We start from the raw sequence: 18739 nt of genomic DNA, 5'->3' as shown, positions 1-18739 counted from the left end.
TAACTAAAATTACAGAACATCATAGGAGAATGATTTATGGCATCTTTAGCTACTGACGATAACCTGCGCGACGATCTGTCCTCTAACGCTTCTGGTAAGGGGGCATCGTTAGTTGCTCTGGAACAGGGTGGGAATGTTCAACAAAGTATTAATATTGTTAGGCCTGAATGGTATGGAGCCAAAGGAAACGGTTTGGATGACGATAGTAGTGCATTTAGTCAGGCTGCTAATACTGGCAAGAATTTGTATTTGACTCCGGGAAAAACATATCTTTTAACATCACCTTGTGCACTGCCTTTTATTACAAACTATGAGGCAGGAGAGCGTAGGTCTATTTATGGCAATGACGCAAAGTTAAAAACAACAGGTGCATATAGCCCTTTCAATCAATATACGAACGGCACAAACACTTCTTTAAGTGCTATTGTCTATGGATGGAATTTCTTCGATCTTTCTATTGAAGGATTTGCCAACAAAGACTCTTCTTATAATGCTGTCAATGGGGCTCATGGAATATCCTATGGATTTGGAAAGGCTTACAACATTAATGGTCTAGGGTTATGCAATGTTATACGGGCATATGGAGAGACCCTAACTAAAGACATATATGGAGATGAATTACGCAATGCATTGTATTCATGCTACCCGTACCCAAAAGATGCATCCAGAGGAAATAACAAATTATTTAATGCTTCTGTAAACTGGTGTTCCGGTGACGGGCTTATCCTTAAAGGAAGTGATATATATGTCGATGGGTTTTATTATAAGTATGCTGGATGCATTACAGCGAATAACAAGGACGGAAGTAATGCCACGCGCGGCGTGGCGATTTCAGCAGGTGCAGATGAGGTTCCAGCTTCATCTGTTGTAATTAACAATATTGCTGGGGAGTTTTATGGATCTGGGGCGCTAAACATAAACGCTTCAGAAGTAACGATTTCTGGTGGGATTAATTTGGGTAGCTACTACCCCGAAAACTTCAAAGCAGAACTAAGTTCAGCTGCTGTATGGTTAAATGTCACAAATGCTCTGATTGGTGATATCAAATGCGAAAACATATTTACCGGACTGGGCATCAATCCAGGATGCTCAGACTTTTATATCAGTTCATTCTCTGCAAGAAGCAAGTATAATATAAGCCAGCATCCATTTTTCTCAATCGGTGATTCGACAGACACTAAAATCAGTCGAGGATATGTTGGAAATTTAAATCTTTTTGGTGAGAGTGCAATAAACAATGACATTTATGTAAATACCGCGGGGGTTGTCATTGATTCAATTTACGTAGCCCAGATGAATAATCAAGAAGGTGGTGACTCTGTAACTATTGCAAAAGCCGCAACAATCAATAACATTTCATTAATTTCCACCACATCCGCCGTGACCAGCAATATCATCCATTTTTTGGCTCCGGCTAGAGTGCAAAATATATATATTGAAAGAGTATTTGGTACAGCTATTACTATTGCAAATGATATAGTACCAAAACTCGATCGCATATCCCTGGCAAATAAGCAAGGAACAAAACCACCAATTATTATAAATGGTACAGGTTCCGCAAATCATCAATGGGGTAATGTGACGTTATCTGGCCCCTCAGTAGCAAATCCAAGAATATCCGGCTCACTTACTATGGAGGGTTACTCCGGAAATGACTGGAAACGCACGGTAGAAACAATCTCAGGCGTTGTTATATTTCCGCCGAAACAAACATTTATATTAACCTAAACCTTATCTATTTTATTTTAATGCAAGACAAAGTTATGCCTACACCTTAAAAAACTCTGTAATTTATTTATAAGTTGTCGAATAGTATCTACTGACTTTCTGAATGAGTAAAATTGCTGCTTAGTAACCCTCTCGGCAACCGCATGCAAAAGTTGCCGGGTGGGTTTCATATGTAACTTTCGATGTATTAAGTAATGTACATCCTGAATTGATTGTTATACCTAACTAACTGACTAATGCTTTTTTGAGGAAAAACTATCTGCCTATGATGCCACCGCCATAGCGACTTCCCCACCCGGCTATTTTTGCGTATGACGCATGGCTGAACATCCTTATCCAAATGGGAGATATTTATAATACCCTCCTCCGATAACATCTGCGGCCAATTGAGAATATGCAAACATTGTCAGGTTAGAGTGTGTGCTATCAGATCAGGATACCGAACAATACCTGGCAGTGCTGGATCTTTTTTTCGCCACTCTGCGGGACTATAAAATCCCGCGCAAGACAGCGTCCCATTCATCTTAGGAGGAGCCCCTAACGCCCCATTAATTGTTACATTCCCAAAGAAAAAATTTCCTGAGCCATCGTTTTCAATAACTATTGGGGAAAGACCTCCATTTCTTACCATGCGTAGTCTGATATCGCCTAATAAAGGAATGCAACCGGAAGTTATATAGATACAGACACCAAAATGCCCATGTACTTCAGTTACGCCTATTATAGGATGCCGATCATCCTTAGACTGTAGTTCCACCACATTGGCTGTACCTGCTGACATAGAAATATTGTAAGAGCGAAAGACCCCAACATTTGCCCCACCCCTTATCAACAGAGTTCTTAAACTACCTTGATTACCATTACTTCTAATAAAAATCTCACCAATCAAAAGCCCATCTGTTGAAAGAACAATCGCATTGTCTGTTGTAAGATGCCCTTCCATAAAAATACCTTCAATGCGGCATTCAGCAATCTTCGTCCCTGCGCCGGCATCATCATATGCGGATAATATAAAGGGCCGGATGCCAACAAGAGGTTTACTAACAAAAACTCTGCCAATACTGCAACGGGTGGAACCAGATTGAACCAGGCATGCACCTTGTGTCTGACCAATATGGATATCTCCTATATTATTATCAGTTCCACTAACCCATACAGCCCACTGTCTATTTGCAAAGCTTGGTTGATAAGCATCACCGACATTAATAACTCCTTGAACATTAATGAACTCCCCCCCTATAATGATTCCCCCACCACCGTGGTATTTACAAATCACGTCAGAAATATTGATATACTTTGTCTCATCAGCATAACCATCTTGCCCTGTGCTAACAAGACACCCCCACCCGGACCTCGGGCCACCAGTTTCCTCTGAATTTTCAGGTATAATCCCTGCATATTCCACATTTATATTATGCGCGGAAGAAAATTGACTATAAAATACTAATACATCTCCAGCGATCCATCCTCCTTTCACATTAGATATATGGTTGTTATTATTACGTTCTGACCAAATAGCATTTCTAACATTGTCCGCAATTATTTCTGTGGACATCGTATTACCGAAAGCTCTCAAACAGTTGGTCCATCCATCGAATTTAATATTCCTTACATATCCATCCGAAAAATTTATAGCATGACAATTAGAGAAGGATGAAAATCTGGAAGTCGTTTTCACCGGACCCATAATTTTCATATTCTGATAAGACTTATATTTTGTATAACCTATCAGAGCATTGCCCTCTCCTCTCTGATTAAATGGTTGTTCATTCCCGCCATTCCAAATAATGACGCAACCATTACCATCTATAATCTGTTTTGTTTTACCAATTGGAAATACTACCTGACTATTCAATAGATATTTCCCCTGAGAATTGCATATGATGTTTTTACCTGTGGCACAAGCAGATGTAAAAGCAGAACTATCATCTACGACACCATCTCCCACAGCACCAAATTTTTCTGGAGTCACAAAACTTTCGATATTATCAAAAACACTGTTTTCTGAATTCCCAGGGATAGTAGTAGACTGTAATGACATATCGATGGCACCTTATTTTAAATTAGCTTTAACCAGTATTAATACGATCTAATTTCAGTATAGTTGCCGGTCACCATCTCGCCATTAAAAATATCACACTCAACTAATATATAACACTGGCTTAACATGCCGCTGCATTGCCTGAGACGGGCCCAAAAGTCATTTCAAGACTTAACTAAATAAGTGGTTTAGCCAGCAGTGCGAGGGCACCGTTTTGTGGCTGTTGCGCTGCCCGATATCAACTTGCTCATCTGCCAGCTCCTGCACACAACTCACAGGTGAGCCTCCTTACCCTGCATGGAAATATTTATAAATAACCTTCCTCCAACCCTGTCACATCTGCTACTTACTGCCTGGTTGCACCGCTCTCCTGCATACGGCAACCACGCTCGACAACTTGAGGTATCTCAACTCAAGACCCATCCATATCTTCTTGATACAGCATAATTGCCAACCATCATCCCACGTTTACTCACATTAGGTTTCTACCTGCAATATCATTTCGTCGAAAGTAAATCTTCATCAATTTCGTAAAACGACCTTGACACTATATTGATACGCAGTATACCTGGAAGGATAGCTAAGTATGTGTTCTGGATGTGAATAAACACCCGTTTTTACTCTTAACATATAAAATTGGCCTCTATTTTAATTTTAAGATAACGAGATTTTGTCAGGTCATTGTTTTCAAAACATTCCGAAACCTCCCAATAAAAAGGTCACGCAATGGAAAATATTTATTTTACATCAATCGAAAACTTCATGAGTGAAACAGAAAACAATGTTGATGATGCACTAGATCTCGCAATTTCATATTGTTCAACTCATAATTGCAATGTAATAAAACTAGCATCGGGAGGACGATACCCTCTCTATAAATCCCATTCAGTACCAGACAACATAACTTTCTTAGGCGACCGCACAGGACATTTCCAACATGGTTCTACCAGTTATGGCCCTGTGATTCCAATAGATCCTGCATACCCGAAAGACTCAGCATTTCTGTGGTACGGGCCAACTGACACGACCTGGTTTAATTGTGAAAATCAGGTTACATTTGATGGCATAGTATTAGGTGCTCCTTTACAGAATTGGTCTGCTACCAGTAAAGCGCAACTTATTGACTATGGTACTGCCATCAAAAGCAAAACAAATACCAATATCCTTTCATGTGTATACTACGGAATGCGTAACTTCATAGAAGCCACAGGGCAAACACAGATTTTTAAGGAAAATGTTGGTTTTGCCTATGAATGTGATTATAAAATAAAAGAATCACGCGATATTAATCAAATAATAAATTGCTATAGTACTCCTGGCGTTATTCGTGCAAAATCAGCCCTGGCCAATTGTATAATCGATGATAATAGTATTTTCGTCAGTCTTGAAAATCATGATGGTACTCATATTCAAAATTGTCTTACTTTCGCAAAAAAAATTGCCATCAAAAATGCAGCTGCGGCAAACTATATCGGTCATGTTCTTCTTAACGTCGCTTCGTTTGATCAAGTAGGAATTGTTCTCGATAATAACCCAACAGGTTCCGGAGCTGTAATCATTAATGATGTCTTTGCGGTAGGAGGGTCAGCGGCAGATTTTGGATCCTCGACACCACCAATTGATTCCGCATTCATTGTATTGAGAAAACAATCGTTGACATCCATTGCTTCAGTAACGCTTAGTAACTGCCGATTTAATCTTGCAGCCTCACCAAAAACTGCACATCCATTGTATGCCATTAATTTTCAGGCCAATCAGGGTTATACCATCAACATCTCTGATGTAGAATGCTCTCAGCCTACAGATAATGGCGCAGGGGTATTCTGTACAATCAATGGTACGGTAACTGCTGCTGCGACCAGTCATACAGCTCAACCAATCAGAGAAAACTTAATTCCGAACGCAAGCTGGTCCTGGCGTCATCCAAGTCACAGCCAGCCACGCGGCTGGACCTTCACTAATTGCACATTTGAGGTTTTAATATCTCGCCGCGTAACAGCTACAGGAAGTGATGCTGTATTCGGTACGTCTTTTCGTCAAGATACCGGAAGCCGTACTTATATTTTCACAGCCACCTCAATCGCCTCAAGTAGTGGCGTGACAATATATAGTACAGCAGCGGATGGTATCGTAACCACATCATCAGGAAGCTGGGTCAGAAAAGGCGGAAAATACTACTGCACAATCTATATCGCAACCGGAGCACGTTATCACGACATTAAGATCTCAGCTGGTAATTCCGGTTCAACAATTACACTGGAATACGCAGCTTTAGTTTCTGGAAGCGTGAACACGTATGGAATTGCTTATAATGAAAGACCACCAAAAGCAACCCAAACAGGTGTAACATCTTACAGTATTCAATTAGCTGGCGGTTCATCTCACACATTTTACCCTGATTACGCAGGTAAAACTGGTTCATATCGCCTTTACATTTCCTCATCTATTGGCGCAATGATGTGTAGACTAATTAAGCTCAACCCCACATCTTCACCCGTAATTACAGTTGAAGAAGCTGTATATAGTGGTTCAAATTCATTTACCGTAACATGGCCTGATAACAGTACACCCATTGTTTTAACAACTTCACCCACCACTCTCTATTTAACATTAACCGGCGCATCGTATCTTAGTGATTTTTAGATGGGATGACGGCGACCAGATGAAAAAGAAATTTAAAGGTAAACAATCACTCAGCACTTGCAACTCACGTAACATTTAAATAATCGAAGATCGTAAAACTCAAACAAATCAACAAGTACTATTTACTGACAATCAAATAATGGAGGTGCCACTTGGATATCTGCTCCGATATTACAACACTTCGAACCATCACTCCAGGCTCTACTGGTGATGTTATTTATGTAACGTCTTACTATTCAGGTCAGCTTCCCGCACAAGGTGGTGGGTTATTTATAGCTCAACAGGATTCCACTATAGCAGATGATGGAGCTATCGCTATCCGCCCGGCAATAAATTGGATATGGATACGTTCTCTGGAAAGATCAGGTACTATTTCGCCTTATATGTTCGGTGCTAAAGGTGATGGTGTTAATGATATTACTGGACAGAAGAGGTCTGGATATTACCTCCAGGGGGCGCTAACACCGTTAGAAAATCAAGGTATGGTTGGGGTACGGATGCCAGCACCAACTTTAGCATTATAAGGAATAATAGCTACATATCTATAGGCCGAAATAGCGTTGCAGGAGAAGGGGTATTCCAGGCAATTGTTGGAACGATAAAATTGAAAAGCTATGGCAGCGTAATACACCATATTAAAGCCAATACCTATGCAGGCACGGGCCAAAAGTGTCAGGTAAAAGTCGTCTGGGCAAAACTTATTGAATATGGTCCATCCCAGGATAAAGAACCGAGGATAGTGCTGCAGCAAGATGGGCACACCTATTCTCATAATTTTACCGGCAGCGATTCAATACTAAAATCAGTTATCATTCCCGGTCAGATGCAAGGAGACAATGCTCAATCGCCGAGTGTTGACAGAGCACCAGATTGGGCCACTCATGCATTCATCCTGATAGATATTTCACAGATGTCATATAATTTCGATTTGCGCGTCACAGATGTTTACATGAGACAAGTTTAAATCAGTAAAACGGCTATCACTATTGATAGCCGTTTTATGTAAGCTAAATTACCATAAATCTGACAATAATTGTTCATGATTGCATTCATGCTTTAACGCCGCCCTCCTGACCGGGTGACCTTGACCACCCCACATAGATAAATTCTATCCTTCTTACCTGTGCTGATGTATTCCCTTCTACGCTGACTGTATCTCCAGATATCATCAAACACACTCATCACAGCATCCCATCTATGCACACACTCAGGACATCGCTTGACACTGTACATGGATACAGTATAAGTACCTCCAGCGATTATCTTAAGGAGATGACGGATGTTTGTAGAACTGATTTATGACAAGCGCAATTTTGAGGGGCTGACCGGGGCGAAAGAGACGATTGCGGCGGAATTAACAAAACGCATTCAGCGGATCTTTCCTGATGCCGATGTGCGCGTGAAACCCATGATGACCCTCCCCGCCATCAATACGGATGCCAGCAAGCACGAAAAAGAACAGATCAGCCGCACGGTCCAGGAGATGTTCGAAGAGGCGGATATGTGGTTGGCGGCGGAGTGAGGGAAATTGCCGCGGCGATGTCGCTGGTGTGAGGTTGCAGGAAGCGCTTCATTTATCGCCCCCTGAACGTTGGAATGGCCGGGCAGCGGGTATTCGGTAACCGGGTTGCCAGCGCCTGGACCTCCCCGGCAGGATGTTACTGTTTTATCCACACCAGCCGATCGACCCGGAAGCCCAGCGCGCGGGCGGCTTGAAGGTAATCCTGTTTCACCGTTTCTGGAATGGTGGGCGTACGCGCGAGGAGCCATAGATAGTCGCGGTCAGGGCCGCTGACCAGCGCGTACTGATAGTCCTCATCAAGCTTGATCACGTTATAGCCACCATAAAATGGGCCAAAGAACGAGACCTTCAGCGCCGCGATGCTGGGCGCGCCGGTGAAGTACGCTTTCCCCAGGCTCTCTTGCCACTGATTTTTCAGCGGATCATAACCACGATTGAGTACCCCGATGCCCCCGTCGCTACGCGTGCTGTAGGTGGCGGTCACCTGCTCAAGCCCGCGTTCGAAGCGGTTTTCCAGGCGGGCGATTTCGTACCATTTGCCCAGATAGCGGCGGCCATCAAAGCCTGCGATCGGCTGCACGCCCTTCGGCGGCATGGGGGACTTACAGGCAACCAGGGCCAACGCGACGGCCACACCGGTTACCACGGGCCATACTTTCATGAAAACTCCTTCTATCTGCGCAGCAGGGAATAACGTGTCGTGCAGCGATCCAGCACTTCATTCAACCCACAATTATTCGTAGTATATTGGGTATCTCTTTTGTCATCAGGTGTACCCCATGTCTTACTCCATCGGTGAATTTTCCCGGCTGTGCGGGATAAACGCGACCACGCTTCGCGCCTGGCAGCGGCGTTACGGCCTGCTCCAACCGAAGCGTACCGATGGCGGGCACCGCCTGTACAGTGACGACGATGTGCAACAGGCGCTCAAAATTCTCGACTGGGTGAAAAAAGGGGTCGCCATCAGCCAGGTTAAGACCCTGCTGGCTCGCCCCGGCGCGCGTCGCAACGACAACTGGTTCACCCTGCAGGAGAACATGCTCCAGCGGCTGAAAGAGGGAAAAATCACCGCCCTGCGCCAGCTGATTTACGACTCCGGCCGCGAATATCCTCGTGCTGAACTGGTTACGGAGGTGTTGCGCCCGCTGCGCAGCCAGGTGTCGGCAAATATTCCGGCAATGATGACCCTGCGTGAAATTCTCGACGGCGTTATCATCGCCTATACCGCATTTTGCCTTGAAGGCGATAAAAAAGCGCCGGGCGATAACTCTCTGCTTACGGGCTGGCACCTCAGCGACCCTTGTGAAATCTGGCTTGAAGCGCTCAAGCGCACCGGTCAGGGGCATCGTATCGACGTCCTTGCGATGCCGCCCGCCACCCTGGCGCCGGAAATCTTCCCGGATCGCAACTGGCTGCTGGTCAGCAGCGGCAAACTCACCGTCGCGCGCAAAAAGCAGATCGCACGTTGGCAGCAGCAGGTTGTTTCCCTCGAGGTCATCACTTTATAACCCCGTCAATGTCCCCACCGGGCCGCCAGCCGCTAATGTTTTGGCGGCCGCTTTTTCATCCCCTTGCAAAAAACACAAAATAGTCTGTACAGAACAAAAAACGTAACCTGCTGAATCACAGCACTAATAAAAAACATACTCGCCCATACATGGACAAACTTCAATACTTGTGTAAGTTTTAATTAGACGAAGATACCACCTCGATCTGCGCCTGGCGGCGGCAGGTCGTATTCTTCTTAACAGCAAAGAGGCTCGCATCATGAAGACTCAACCAACGATCGGGATCAGTGGATGTTTAACCGGTTCGGCAGTGCGCTTTGACGGCGGGCATAAACGCATGGGCTTCGTCATGGATGCGCTGGCGCAGTGGGTGACCTTTAAGCCCGTCTGCCCGGAGATGGCCATCGGCCTGCCCGTTCCCCGCCCGGCCCTGCGCCTGGTTCAGACCACCGATGGCCATACCCGGCTGCGCTTTAGCCAGATGCCGCACGACGATATAACGGAAAAAATGACCGAATTCACCGCGTCGTCTCTCCCCGGGTTGAGCAATCTGTCAGGTTTTATCGTCTGCGCCAAATCACCGAGCTGCGGTATGGAACGGGTGCGGCTGTACGATGAAAACGGTAACCGCGGGCACAAAGAAGGAAGTGGCCTCTTTACGCGGGCGTTGCTGGAAAAATATCCCTGGTTGCCCGTTGAAGAGGATGGTCGTCTGCACGATCCGCTGCTGCGGGAAAGCTTTATCGAGCGCGTCTTCGCCCTGCACGCCCTGAACACCGTGCGGGCGCAAGGTCTCACCCGCCGCGCGCTGCTGAATTTCCACAGCCAGTACAAACTGCAACTGCTGGCGCACCACCAGGCGGGCTATCGGGAAATCGGCCCGTTCGTGGCTTCGCTGCACAAATGGCAAGACCTTGAGGCTTTCTTCGTGGCTTACCGCGAAAAACTGATGGCCATTCTGAAGCAACCCGCCTCGCGGAAAAATCATACCAACGTGCTGATGCACATTCAGGGCTACTTCCGCCACCAGCTGACCCCCCGTCAGCGCGGCGAGCTTCGCGACGTTATTCTGCACTATCGCGCCGGCCTGCTGCCGATACTCGCCCCCCTCACGCTGCTGAAACACTATCTGGCTGAACACCCGGATCGCTACCTGCAAACGCAAAACTATCTTAACCCTTATCCTGAGTCTTTAGGCCTGCGCCTGGCCGTCAGCTGAATGCATATGCTGACAAGCGTCCACCCCCCGGCCGCCACGCCTTATCGCTGAGGTGGCGGCCAGCTGCGCCTGGAAATCATCAAATACCGCTTTGAGCATGCCCGCGGTTTGCCCGCGCAATGACGGAACCGCGTTAATCCGCCCTTTTTTTAGTTTGTCATGCTGTTGACATATGTCGGTAGATATTCTGTGTTCGGTCACTCACAACCACATCATTCTGTCAGGAGATATCGTGATGGGTACAATAAAAGCTAACAACTTAGCGCAAGCTAAACAGCTTCTTGACTCCGGCGAAGCCAATAAAGTCGAGCTGGCTTTCGAACTCGACTCCGACGAGTTTTTCAACTTTGCGATTGAATACTGCACGAACGGCTCAAAATTAACCCGAAATGAGGACCATTTCGTCATTTCCCGCAAAAAGAAGTGAGCGTCCAGCAACCGCTGGTATCCCCTCGAGAAAGGTCTTTGGCCGATTTAGGCTATCGTTCGCTGCCGTCTGATGCATGAATAAACCGCCGATCGGCGGTTTATTCACTCCCGACGTTATCTGAACGGAGAACTAAGAGGGATTTCGGCATCAGGTTGCCGCGTCAGCCGGTTTCTGAGGTCGCGACGGATCATCTCAATTGCCCAGAACCAGAATATATGCCCGACCAGCTCAGAAATATATTCATCGGCCGGAATATGAAATAATGAGGGCGTGAGACCCAGCAAAGGAAATGAAATCCAGTGGACGGCAATTGTCGCCACGATCCCCGCCCATACTCCCTGCCATAATTTTACTTTCGGAAAAACCTCCGCGACGACGCAATAGCCAATCGCAAACACCAGTGAGAATATGATATGAGTGACCATCACCGGATTAATGACGTGCTCTGAAAAAGTATATACGGTATGGGTTGGATCGATCCCAAGATAGTCGCGTAAAAAAAGATATGGCGGATTGAACTCATCCCTGCCGCCTGAAAATGTGCGCGGCGGTAAAGGTACTTCAGCCCCCCACTTCACAAATGCCGACATAATTCCGGCAATGGCCCCTACAAATAATGCAACGCCGTAACGTCTCCTTGCCGGATCTGTCCGGATAAAAAAATCCTTAATTGCCATAAAAACACCACCAATATATTAATATTCATTTCGCATGTTCATATTTCATAAAGATGGCGCCGCTCATGTTGATCAAGATCACACTTTTTGGCCATAGCCGCTACTATAAATAGACTGTAATTATGGCCAGTGGACGACGTTTGGCAATGCAAGGCGTTGTTCCTGCGTAGTGCCTCTGACAGTCGCCGGCGCTGCATATGGCGGCTAAAGAGGGATGCGCGCCTCTCCTGACAAAAGAGAGTTCTGGCGGCGCTGAGCTCCGGCACGAAGGGATGGCGTTTTCTCGCGCCAGATTAACGGATATACCCCTGTTCTCGCATGCGTAATAAGCTTTCATCGCTGGCGCAAACCATTCCGGTCGCCAACGTTTCAAAACCAAACCGACGGTAAAAATCCATTTTATCCGCAACCGCATAGATAAAAATTTTGCCAAACGGCAGCAGTTCATTCTGTACCGCCTGCATCAGCTGCTGGCCATAGCCCTTACCCTGCTGATGTGGGAGCACTGCAACATCGGCGAGGTAGCTGCACCAGGTAAGATCGCTGATGGCCCGGGCGACCGCAATCAGCCGATCTTTTTCATAGCCAAACCAACAGAAGGCGCTATGACGAAAAGCTTGCTCAACCAGGCCAATCTCACGTTGATTGAGGCCCGCGGCGGCGATGAGATCTGCCACAGCTTGCCAGTTCACTTTATCCAGACTCTCTCTACCTTCCAGCCGCATTATCACGTTACCTTTGACTCCCGCATTGTCGCTTTCAGCATAGCCGGAACAGGACTCCCTCCCCTGAAGGTCTTCCAGTATATTATGCTGGTTAATAAACGATAACCCCCGAGGACGGCGACACCATAAGCGCTAAAAACAGATCGTTTATTCTTAATAAAGGTTAAAATCCCCCCATACTAAAGAATTAAATAAATTTTCGATTTTTTTGCGCACCGCAGGCAAAAAAAAACCGCCAGATAGCTGGCGGTGAACAAATGCTTGCATGGATAGATTGTGTTTTGCATTGTACATAAAGACGGCTTCCAGCCTCCTCTACGTCTTTCCCTACGCTAGCACACTCTTCTTCAATGAAAGCTAAACCGAAACCGGCTTACAGCTTATCGACCAGCGCTTTTAGCTCGGCAATCAAGGGGCCACGGGTGTCTTCGCCCTCATGCGGCCAGGTTGACTGACGGACGATCAGTTCGGTGGGCAACAGTTCGCGGATACGTACCTGCGGCGCCGCCATCTGCTGAGCCAGCCGTTCCACCGCCCTTTTGCCCAGCAGATCGAAGTTTTGCGCAACGGTGGTCAACGGGGGCTGGAAGTAGAGGCTATCCGCCGTATCGTCGTAGCCGGTCACCGAGATCGCGCGGCTGCCGCTGCGGTTGAGCTGCGCCAGGGCGCTGAGTACCCCTAAGGCCATCTGGTCGTTAGCCACTACGATGGCGCTGATCCGCGGCTGGAGATGCAGCAGCTCGAAGGTTTTACGCCAGCCGCTGGCGGCGCTCCAGTCGCCAAAAACCGTCACCCCATTACTGACCCCCAGGCTGTGCAGCGCCTCTCGCCAGCTACCCAGCCGCATGCGGGCGGAAACGGAGCTTTCCGGGCCGGCCAGCAGGCCAAACTCCCGGTGTCCCAGTTGCCAAAGATGCCGCACGCAGGCCCCGCAGCCGTCGCGATGGTCGAACCGGACGCAGGAGACATCCGTCTCCGGCGAAACATCAAGAAACAGACAGGCGATATCGGGGTTTTCCCTGACCAGGCGTTCCGCGATGTCGCTCTCCAGCGGCAGGCCAACAATCGCGCCACGAATATGCTGAGCGCGAAACTCATCCAGCCGCGCCTGCAAGGCGGCGTAGTCGGTACGCTCCGGCATCGCGATAGACACTTCCAGCTGATGGCGAGCGGCATGACTTTTCACCGCCGCGGCGATTTGCGAAGGCGCATGCAGCGTCAACGAGGCGGTAATCAGCCCTATCGAGGGCGCCGCTTTGCCCGCCAGCAGCTGCGCCGAGCGGTTGGGGACATAATGCAGCGCCTGCATGGCGCGAATCACTTTCTCACGGGTTCGCGCCGACACCACCTCAGGACGATTAAGCACCCGGGAAACCGTCTGCTGAGAAACCCCGGCCTCACGGGCCACATCATCTAATGTTGCCGAATGGCGCTGCATGCTTATCTCCTGTCGGCTAAAACTGAGCCCTGGCCGTTAAATGTCGTTCGCTAACATTTTATGTCTAATTCACGACAAAAATCTGCTCGGATTGCGGCGTTTCGTGATCGTGGGTCGGTTTCATTTTCACCGATATTGCGGGACGGATAAAAATATCTGATAACGAAATCATTCTTGTCTAGCGAATGACATTTCTCTCACTTATCCGTCAGGTATGCGAATGCAACAATCTCACTCATCCTCAGCCCGCGCGTTAACGTTTCACGACGTCCTGGCCCGCGAAGACTGGCAAAATCAGAGCATTACCCACGTCAATCGCCTGGCTGCGCACCCGACGTTTGCCAGCTGGCGCAAGCTGGCCGATGCCCGGGATAACCGCGCCTCCGACCGGCGCCGCGCGCTGGACGGGCAATGGCAGTTCTCGTATGCCCACAGTCCGTTCGCGGTAGACGCCCGCTGGCTCGACCACGATCTTGCCGACAGCCGCGGCACGCCCGTTCCCTCGAACTGGCAGATGGAGGGCTACGACGCCCCGATTTACACCAACGTCCGTTATCCGATCGAAACCACGCCGCCGCGGGTGCCGGAAGAGAACCCGACCGGCTGCTACTCGCTGAACTTTTCCGTCGATCGCTGCTGGCTAACCGAAGGCCAGACGCGGATTATTTTCGACGGCGTCAATTCCGCCTTCCACCTGTGGTGCAACGGCGTATGGGTGGGTTACTCCCAGGATAGCCGTCTGCCCGCCGCATTCGATCTCACTCCGCACCTGCGGGCTGGCGACAACCGCCTGTGCGTGATGGTCATGCGCTGGAGCGCGGGCAGCTGGCTTGAGGACCAGGATATGTGGCGCATGAGCGGTATTTTCCGCTCGGTGTGGCTGCTGAATAAACCGGCGCAACACCTGAGCGATGTCCAGCTCACCCCGCAGCTGGACACGCTGTATCGCGATGGTGAGCTCCAGGTTAACCTGACCCTTGCCGCCCCCGCCGACGGCCTGGCTGAGCTGACGGCCGAAGTCAGCCTGTGGGACGGCGAGCGGGAGATAGCCCGCCAGCGTCAGCGCCCAGGCTCGCCGGCGATCGATGAGCGCGGCAACTACGCCGAACGCGCCAGCATCACCCTGCCGGTGGAGCGGCCCGCGCAGTGGAGCGCGGAAACGCCGCACTGCTACCGGGCGGTGGTCGCGTTGTGGCGCGGGGATACGCTGCTGGAAGCTGAAGCCTGGGATATTGGCTTCCGCCGGGTCGAGATCGGCAACGGTCTGCTGCTGCTCAACGGTAAGCCGCTGCTGATCCGCGGAGTGAACCGCCACGAGCACCATCATCAGCGCGGTCAGGTGGTGACCGAAGAGGATATGCTGCAGGACATTCTGCTGATGAAGCAGAATAACTTCAACGCCGTGCGCTGCTCGCACTATCCGAACGCGTCGCGCTGGTATGAGCTCTGCAACCGCTATGGCCTGTACGTGGTCGATGAAGCCAACATCGAAACCCACGGTATGGTGCCGATGAACCGCCTTTCCGACGATCCGGCATGGCTCCCGGCGTTCAGCGCCCGCGTGACGCGGATGGTGCAAACCAACCGCAATCATCCGTCGATAATTATCTGGTCGCTGGGCAATGAGTCCGGCGGCGGCGCCAACCATGAAGCCCTGTATCACTGGCTGAAGCGTCAGGATCCTTCGCGCCCGGTCCAGTACGAAGGCGGCGGCGCCGATACAACCGCCACCGATATCATCTGCCCGATGTACGCTCGCGTCGAGCGCGATCAACGCATTCCTGCCGTGCCGAAATGGGGAATTAAAAAATGGATCGGCATGCCCGGTGAACAGCGTCCGCTGATCCTCTGTGAATATGCGCACGCCATGGGCAACAGCCTCGGCAACTTTGCCGATTACTGGCAGGCATTCCGTGAATATCCCCGACTACAGGGCGGTTTTATCTGGGACTGGGCCGATCAGGCCCTCGAAAAGACGTTTGCTGACGGCAGCACGGGCTGGGCCTACGGCGGAGATTTCGGCGATAAACCTAACGATCGCCAGTTCTGCATGAACGGGCTGGTGTTCCCGGATCGCCGCCCGCACCCTTCGCTATTCGAAGCCAAACATGCCCAGCAATATTTTCAGTTCTCCCTGCTGGAACAATCTCCGCTGTGCATCCACATCAGCAGCGAATACCTGTTCCGCGCCACCGACAACGAAGTGCTGAACTGGCAGGTGCAATCCGGCGGCGAAACCTGTGCCAGCGGGAGCGTCGCGCTGAACCTCGCGGCGCAAGGCCACGCTGAACTGACGCTTTGCGATCGCCTGGCGTTACCTGCCGGCGCGAAGGAGGTCTGGCTGACGCTGGAGGTTATCCAGCCGCAGGCCACGGCGTGGTCAGACGCCGGGCACCGCGTGGCCTGGGAACAGTTCGCCCTCGCCGCCCCCCTGGCCTTACCGGCGTACAGCGCCCCCGGCCCGGCGCCAGCGTTGACCAGCGACGAACGAACCTACAGTATCAGCCTGGGGCCGCAGGAGTGGACGATCGATCGGCGCAGCGGTTTATTAAGCCAGTGGCGGGTGGACGGCGTGGAACAGCTGCTGACCCCGCTGCGCGACCAGTTCATCCGCGCCCCGCTGGATAACGATATCGGGGTCAGCGAAGTCGAACGTATCGATCCCAACGCCTGGGTTGAGCGCTGGAAGAGCGCCGGGCACTATACGCTCGAAGCGCGCTGCGTTCACTGCGTGGCGCAACGCCTGGCCCATGAGACGATCGTCGACAGCCACTGGCACTACCTGCGCGGCGACGAGGTGATGATCGTCAGCCGCTGGCGGATGACCTTTGATAGCGCAGGCCGTCTGCATCTGGCGGTAAACGGCGAGCGGGCGAGCACCCTGCCGCCGCTGCCGCGAGTGGGCCTCCATTTCCAGGTTCCCGATCAGCATGCCGACGTTGCCTGGCTTGGTTTGGGTCCGCATGAAAACTATCCCGATCGCAGGAGCAGCGCCTGTTTCGCCCGCTGGCAGCTGCCGCTGGCCGAGATGAGTACGCCGTACATTTTCCCCACCGAAAACGGCCTGCGTTGCGATAACACCGCGCTGGACTGGGGCCGCTGGCATGTAACCGGCCATTTCCACTTCTCGGTACAACCCTACGGTACCGCCCAGCTGATGGAGACCGATCACTGGCACCGGATGAAACCAGAAAACGGCGTCTGGATAACCCTTGATAGCCAGCATATGGGCGTCGGCGGCGATGATTCCTGGACGCCAAGCGTATTGCCGCAATGGCTGCTGCTCGATACGCAATGGCAGTATCAGATATCCCTTCATCTGCAATAAATAATCGGGGGGCGGATGTCCCCCATCCCAAACGGCGTTCCCCGCTTAGCGCTTAGCCGGGATACATCGCGGCGGCAACGGGTACCGTCCCGCCACACGGATGGCGTCACGCAGGGAAGCGACAGGTCGCCCGCTGCAAAGCGGCGGGAATAATGGCGAGTATAATAACAATGGAACATCTCTATGAAATTCTCTGAACTTGCGCCACGCGAACGGCATAATTTTGTCTATTTCCTGCTGTTCTTTTTCTTCTACTACTTCATTATGTCAGCCTATTTCCCCTTTTTCCCGGTCTGGCTGGCGGACGTTAACCATTTAAGCAAAACGGAAACCGGGATTGTTTTTTCTGCTATCTCACTGTTCGCTATTATCTGCCAGCCGATATTCGGCCTGCTTTCCGATAAGCTAGGTCTGCGCAAACATCTGCTGTGGGTCATTACCGTCTTATTAATGCTCTTCGCCCCGTTCTTTATATTTGTCTTCTCGCCGCTGTTGCAGCTGAATATTTTCGTCGGGGCGCTGGTGGGCGGGCTCTATCTCGGAATCGTATTTTCCAGCGGTTCCGGCGCGGTCGAGGCCTATATTGAACGCGTCAGTCGCGCCAACCGCTTTGAATACGGCAAGGTTCGCGTGGCGGGATGCATCGGCTGGGCGCTCTGCGCGTCCATCACCGGCATTTTGTTCGGTATTGACCCCAATATCACCTTCTGGATCGCCTCCGGTTTTGCGCTGGTGCTCGGCGTGCTGCTGTGGTTCTCCCGTCCGGAAAGCAGCAACAGCGCCCAGGTGATGGACGCCTTAGGCACCAACCGGCAGGCATTTTCGCTGCGCGTCGCCGCGGAGCTGCTGCGGATGCCGCGCTTCTGGGGATTTATTATCTACGTGGTCGGCGTCGCCAGCGTGTATGACGTTTTCGACCAGCAGTTTGCTAACTTTTTTAAAGGTTTTTTTGCCGATCCGCAGCGCGGCACCGAAGTCTTTGGCTTTGTCACCACCGGCGGCGAATTGCTGAATGCGCTGATTATGTTCTGCGCCCCGGCCATCGTTAACCGTATTGGCGCGAAAAATGCCTTGTTGACCGCCGGGATGATTATGTCGCTGCGGATTCTCGGCTCCTCTTTTGCCACCTCGGCGTTCGAAGTGGTGATGTTAAAAATGCTGCATATGTTTGAAGTGCCGTTCCTGCTGGTGGGCACCTTTAAATATATTTCGTCGGCATTTAACCCCAAATTATCCGCCACGCTGTTCCTGATAGGTTTTAACCTCTCGAAACAGCTCTCCGGCGTGGTGCTGTCGGCATGGGTGGGCCGGATGTACGACACCGTCGGCTTCCATCAGGCCTACCTGATACTGGGGTCCATTACGCTGGGATTTACGCTCATCTCGCTGTTCACCCTGAAAGGCAGCAAAACGCTGCTGCCCGCCGCCGGGGTGAACCCCGCCGCCTGAATGGCCAGCATCGGCTCGTTGAACATCACGG

16 protein-coding genes are annotated in these 18739 nt (G+C 50.4%); 10 read left to right on the top strand and 6 right to left on the bottom strand.

Annotation, left to right across the window (positions count from 1 at the left end; translation table 11 throughout):
• Positions 1-36: 36 nt before the first annotated feature.
• The gene (locus ACI2JR_RS02470) at positions 37-1728 is read left to right on the top strand and encodes a hypothetical protein (protein WP_462477774.1); all 1692 of its coding nucleotides are present in this window, start codon (positions 37-39) and stop codon (positions 1726-1728) included.
• Between the two features lie 406 nt (positions 1729-2134).
• Here the strand turns inward: ACI2JR_RS02470 and ACI2JR_RS02465 are convergent, their stop codons facing one another.
• Complete coding sequence (locus ACI2JR_RS02465; RefSeq protein WP_462477773.1) at positions 2135-3769, bottom strand: hypothetical protein; 1635 nt, start codon at positions 3767-3769, stop codon at positions 2135-2137.
• Between the two features lie 726 nt (positions 3770-4495).
• On the opposite strand from ACI2JR_RS02465, the gene ACI2JR_RS02460 reads away from it, so the two are divergent.
• From ACI2JR_RS02460 to ACI2JR_RS02445, 4 genes are all read left to right on the top strand, one after another.
• Positions 4496-6412 (top strand): hypothetical protein, encoded by a 1917-nt coding sequence (locus ACI2JR_RS02460; RefSeq protein WP_462477772.1) that lies wholly within the window; start codon positions 4496-4498, stop codon positions 6410-6412.
• Positions 6413-6564: 152 nt separating this feature from the next.
• Complete coding sequence (locus ACI2JR_RS02455; protein ID WP_462477771.1) at positions 6565-6936, top strand: hypothetical protein; 372 nt, start codon at positions 6565-6567, stop codon at positions 6934-6936.
• Positions 6937-7016: 80 nt separating this feature from the next.
• Positions 7017-7376 (top strand): hypothetical protein, encoded by a 360-nt coding sequence (locus tag ACI2JR_RS02450; protein WP_462477770.1) that lies wholly within the window; start codon positions 7017-7019, stop codon positions 7374-7376.
• Between the two features lie 315 nt (positions 7377-7691).
• Positions 7692-7934, top strand: a complete 243-nt coding sequence (locus ACI2JR_RS02445) for a DinI family protein (protein WP_132731121.1) — start codon at positions 7692-7694, stop codon at positions 7932-7934.
• Between the two features lie 136 nt (positions 7935-8070).
• On the opposite strand, the gene blc is transcribed toward ACI2JR_RS02445, so the two are convergent.
• Positions 8071-8595 (bottom strand): outer membrane lipoprotein Blc, encoded by a 525-nt coding sequence (blc, locus tag ACI2JR_RS02440; RefSeq protein ID WP_462477769.1) that lies wholly within the window; start codon positions 8593-8595, stop codon positions 8071-8073.
• A 118-nt stretch (positions 8596-8713) separates the two neighbouring features.
• Here blc and ACI2JR_RS02435 point away from each other — a divergent pair, with 118 nt between their 5' ends.
• The 3 genes from ACI2JR_RS02435 to ACI2JR_RS02425 all read left to right on the top strand — a co-directional run bounded on the left by ACI2JR_RS02435 (position 8714) and on the right by ACI2JR_RS02425 (position 11088).
• Entirely contained in the window at positions 8714-9442 is a 729-nt protein-coding gene (locus ACI2JR_RS02435) for a MerR family transcriptional regulator (protein ID WP_132731123.1), read from the top strand.
• Positions 9443-9701: 259 nt separating this feature from the next.
• Positions 9702-10661 (top strand): YbgA family protein, encoded by a 960-nt coding sequence (locus ACI2JR_RS02430; RefSeq protein WP_462477768.1) that lies wholly within the window; start codon positions 9702-9704, stop codon positions 10659-10661.
• A 235-nt stretch (positions 10662-10896) separates the two neighbouring features.
• Positions 10897-11088 (top strand): hypothetical protein, encoded by a 192-nt coding sequence (locus tag ACI2JR_RS02425; protein WP_132731191.1) that lies wholly within the window; start codon positions 10897-10899, stop codon positions 11086-11088.
• 116 nt (positions 11089-11204) lie between these two features.
• Here ACI2JR_RS02425 and ACI2JR_RS02420 read toward each other — a convergent pair whose 3' ends face one another.
• The 4 genes from ACI2JR_RS02420 to ACI2JR_RS02405 all read right to left on the bottom strand — a co-directional run bounded on the left by ACI2JR_RS02420 (position 11205) and on the right by ACI2JR_RS02405 (position 13931).
• Positions 11205-11768: a YagU family protein gene (locus ACI2JR_RS02420; protein ID WP_132731125.1), complete on the bottom strand. Its 564-nt coding sequence runs from the start codon at positions 11766-11768 to the stop codon at positions 11205-11207.
• Positions 11769-12061: 293 nt separating this feature from the next.
• Positions 12062-12496 (bottom strand): GNAT family N-acetyltransferase, encoded by a 435-nt coding sequence (locus tag ACI2JR_RS02415; protein ID WP_462477842.1) that lies wholly within the window; start codon positions 12494-12496, stop codon positions 12062-12064.
• A gap of 150 nt (positions 12497-12646) precedes the next feature.
• Positions 12647-12787 (bottom strand): hypothetical protein, encoded by a 141-nt coding sequence (locus ACI2JR_RS02410; protein WP_462477767.1) that lies wholly within the window; start codon positions 12785-12787, stop codon positions 12647-12649.
• 79 nt (positions 12788-12866) lie between these two features.
• Positions 12867-13931: a LacI family DNA-binding transcriptional regulator gene (locus ACI2JR_RS02405; RefSeq protein WP_132731126.1), complete on the bottom strand. Its 1065-nt coding sequence runs from the start codon at positions 13929-13931 to the stop codon at positions 12867-12869.
• 220 nt (positions 13932-14151) lie between these two features.
• Here ACI2JR_RS02405 and ACI2JR_RS02400 point away from each other — a divergent pair, with 220 nt between their 5' ends.
• Positions 14152-17259: a beta-galactosidase gene (locus tag ACI2JR_RS02400; protein WP_462477766.1), complete on the top strand. Its 3108-nt coding sequence runs from the start codon at positions 14152-14154 to the stop codon at positions 17257-17259.
• Positions 17260-17442: 183 nt separating this feature from the next.
• Complete coding sequence (locus ACI2JR_RS02395; RefSeq protein WP_462477765.1) at positions 17443-18708, top strand: MFS transporter; 1266 nt, start codon at positions 17443-17445, stop codon at positions 18706-18708.
• Positions 18709-18739 lie beyond the last annotated feature (31 nt).

Origin of the sequence: Klebsiella sp. NPDC088457 (assembly GCF_044900465.1) — a bacterium.
Taxonomy (GTDB): Bacteria; Pseudomonadota; Gammaproteobacteria; order Enterobacterales; family Enterobacteriaceae; genus Klebsiella.
This window is presented reverse-complemented; position numbering and strand designations above follow the sequence as displayed.

Coding starts and splice junctions, on each gene's coding strand:
- ACI2JR_RS02470 (WP_462477774.1), top strand. CDS start 37: ATGGCATCTTTAGCTACTGACGATAACCTGCGCGACGATCTGTCCTCT.
- ACI2JR_RS02465 (WP_462477773.1), bottom strand. CDS start 3,769: ATGTCATTACAGTCTACTACTATCCCTGGGAATTCAGAAAACAGTGTT.
- ACI2JR_RS02460 (WP_462477772.1), top strand. CDS start 4,496: ATGGAAAATATTTATTTTACATCAATCGAAAACTTCATGAGTGAAACA.
- ACI2JR_RS02445 (WP_132731121.1), top strand. CDS start 7,692: ATGTTTGTAGAACTGATTTATGACAAGCGCAATTTTGAGGGGCTGACC.
- blc (WP_462477769.1), bottom strand. CDS start 8,595: ATGAAAGTATGGCCCGTGGTAACCGGTGTGGCCGTCGCGTTGGCCCTG.
- ACI2JR_RS02435 (WP_132731123.1), top strand. CDS start 8,714: ATGTCTTACTCCATCGGTGAATTTTCCCGGCTGTGCGGGATAAACGCG.
- ACI2JR_RS02430 (WP_462477768.1), top strand. CDS start 9,702: ATGAAGACTCAACCAACGATCGGGATCAGTGGATGTTTAACCGGTTCG.
- ACI2JR_RS02425 (WP_132731191.1), top strand. CDS start 10,897: ATGGGTACAATAAAAGCTAACAACTTAGCGCAAGCTAAACAGCTTCTT.
- ACI2JR_RS02420 (WP_132731125.1), bottom strand. CDS start 11,768: ATGGCAATTAAGGATTTTTTTATCCGGACAGATCCGGCAAGGAGACGT.
- ACI2JR_RS02410 (WP_462477767.1), bottom strand. CDS start 12,787: ATGTACAATGCAAAACACAATCTATCCATGCAAGCATTTGTTCACCGC.
- ACI2JR_RS02405 (WP_132731126.1), bottom strand. CDS start 13,931: ATGCAGCGCCATTCGGCAACATTAGATGATGTGGCCCGTGAGGCCGGG.
- ACI2JR_RS02400 (WP_462477766.1), top strand. CDS start 14,152: ATGCAACAATCTCACTCATCCTCAGCCCGCGCGTTAACGTTTCACGAC.
- ACI2JR_RS02395 (WP_462477765.1), top strand. CDS start 17,443: ATGAAATTCTCTGAACTTGCGCCACGCGAACGGCATAATTTTGTCTAT.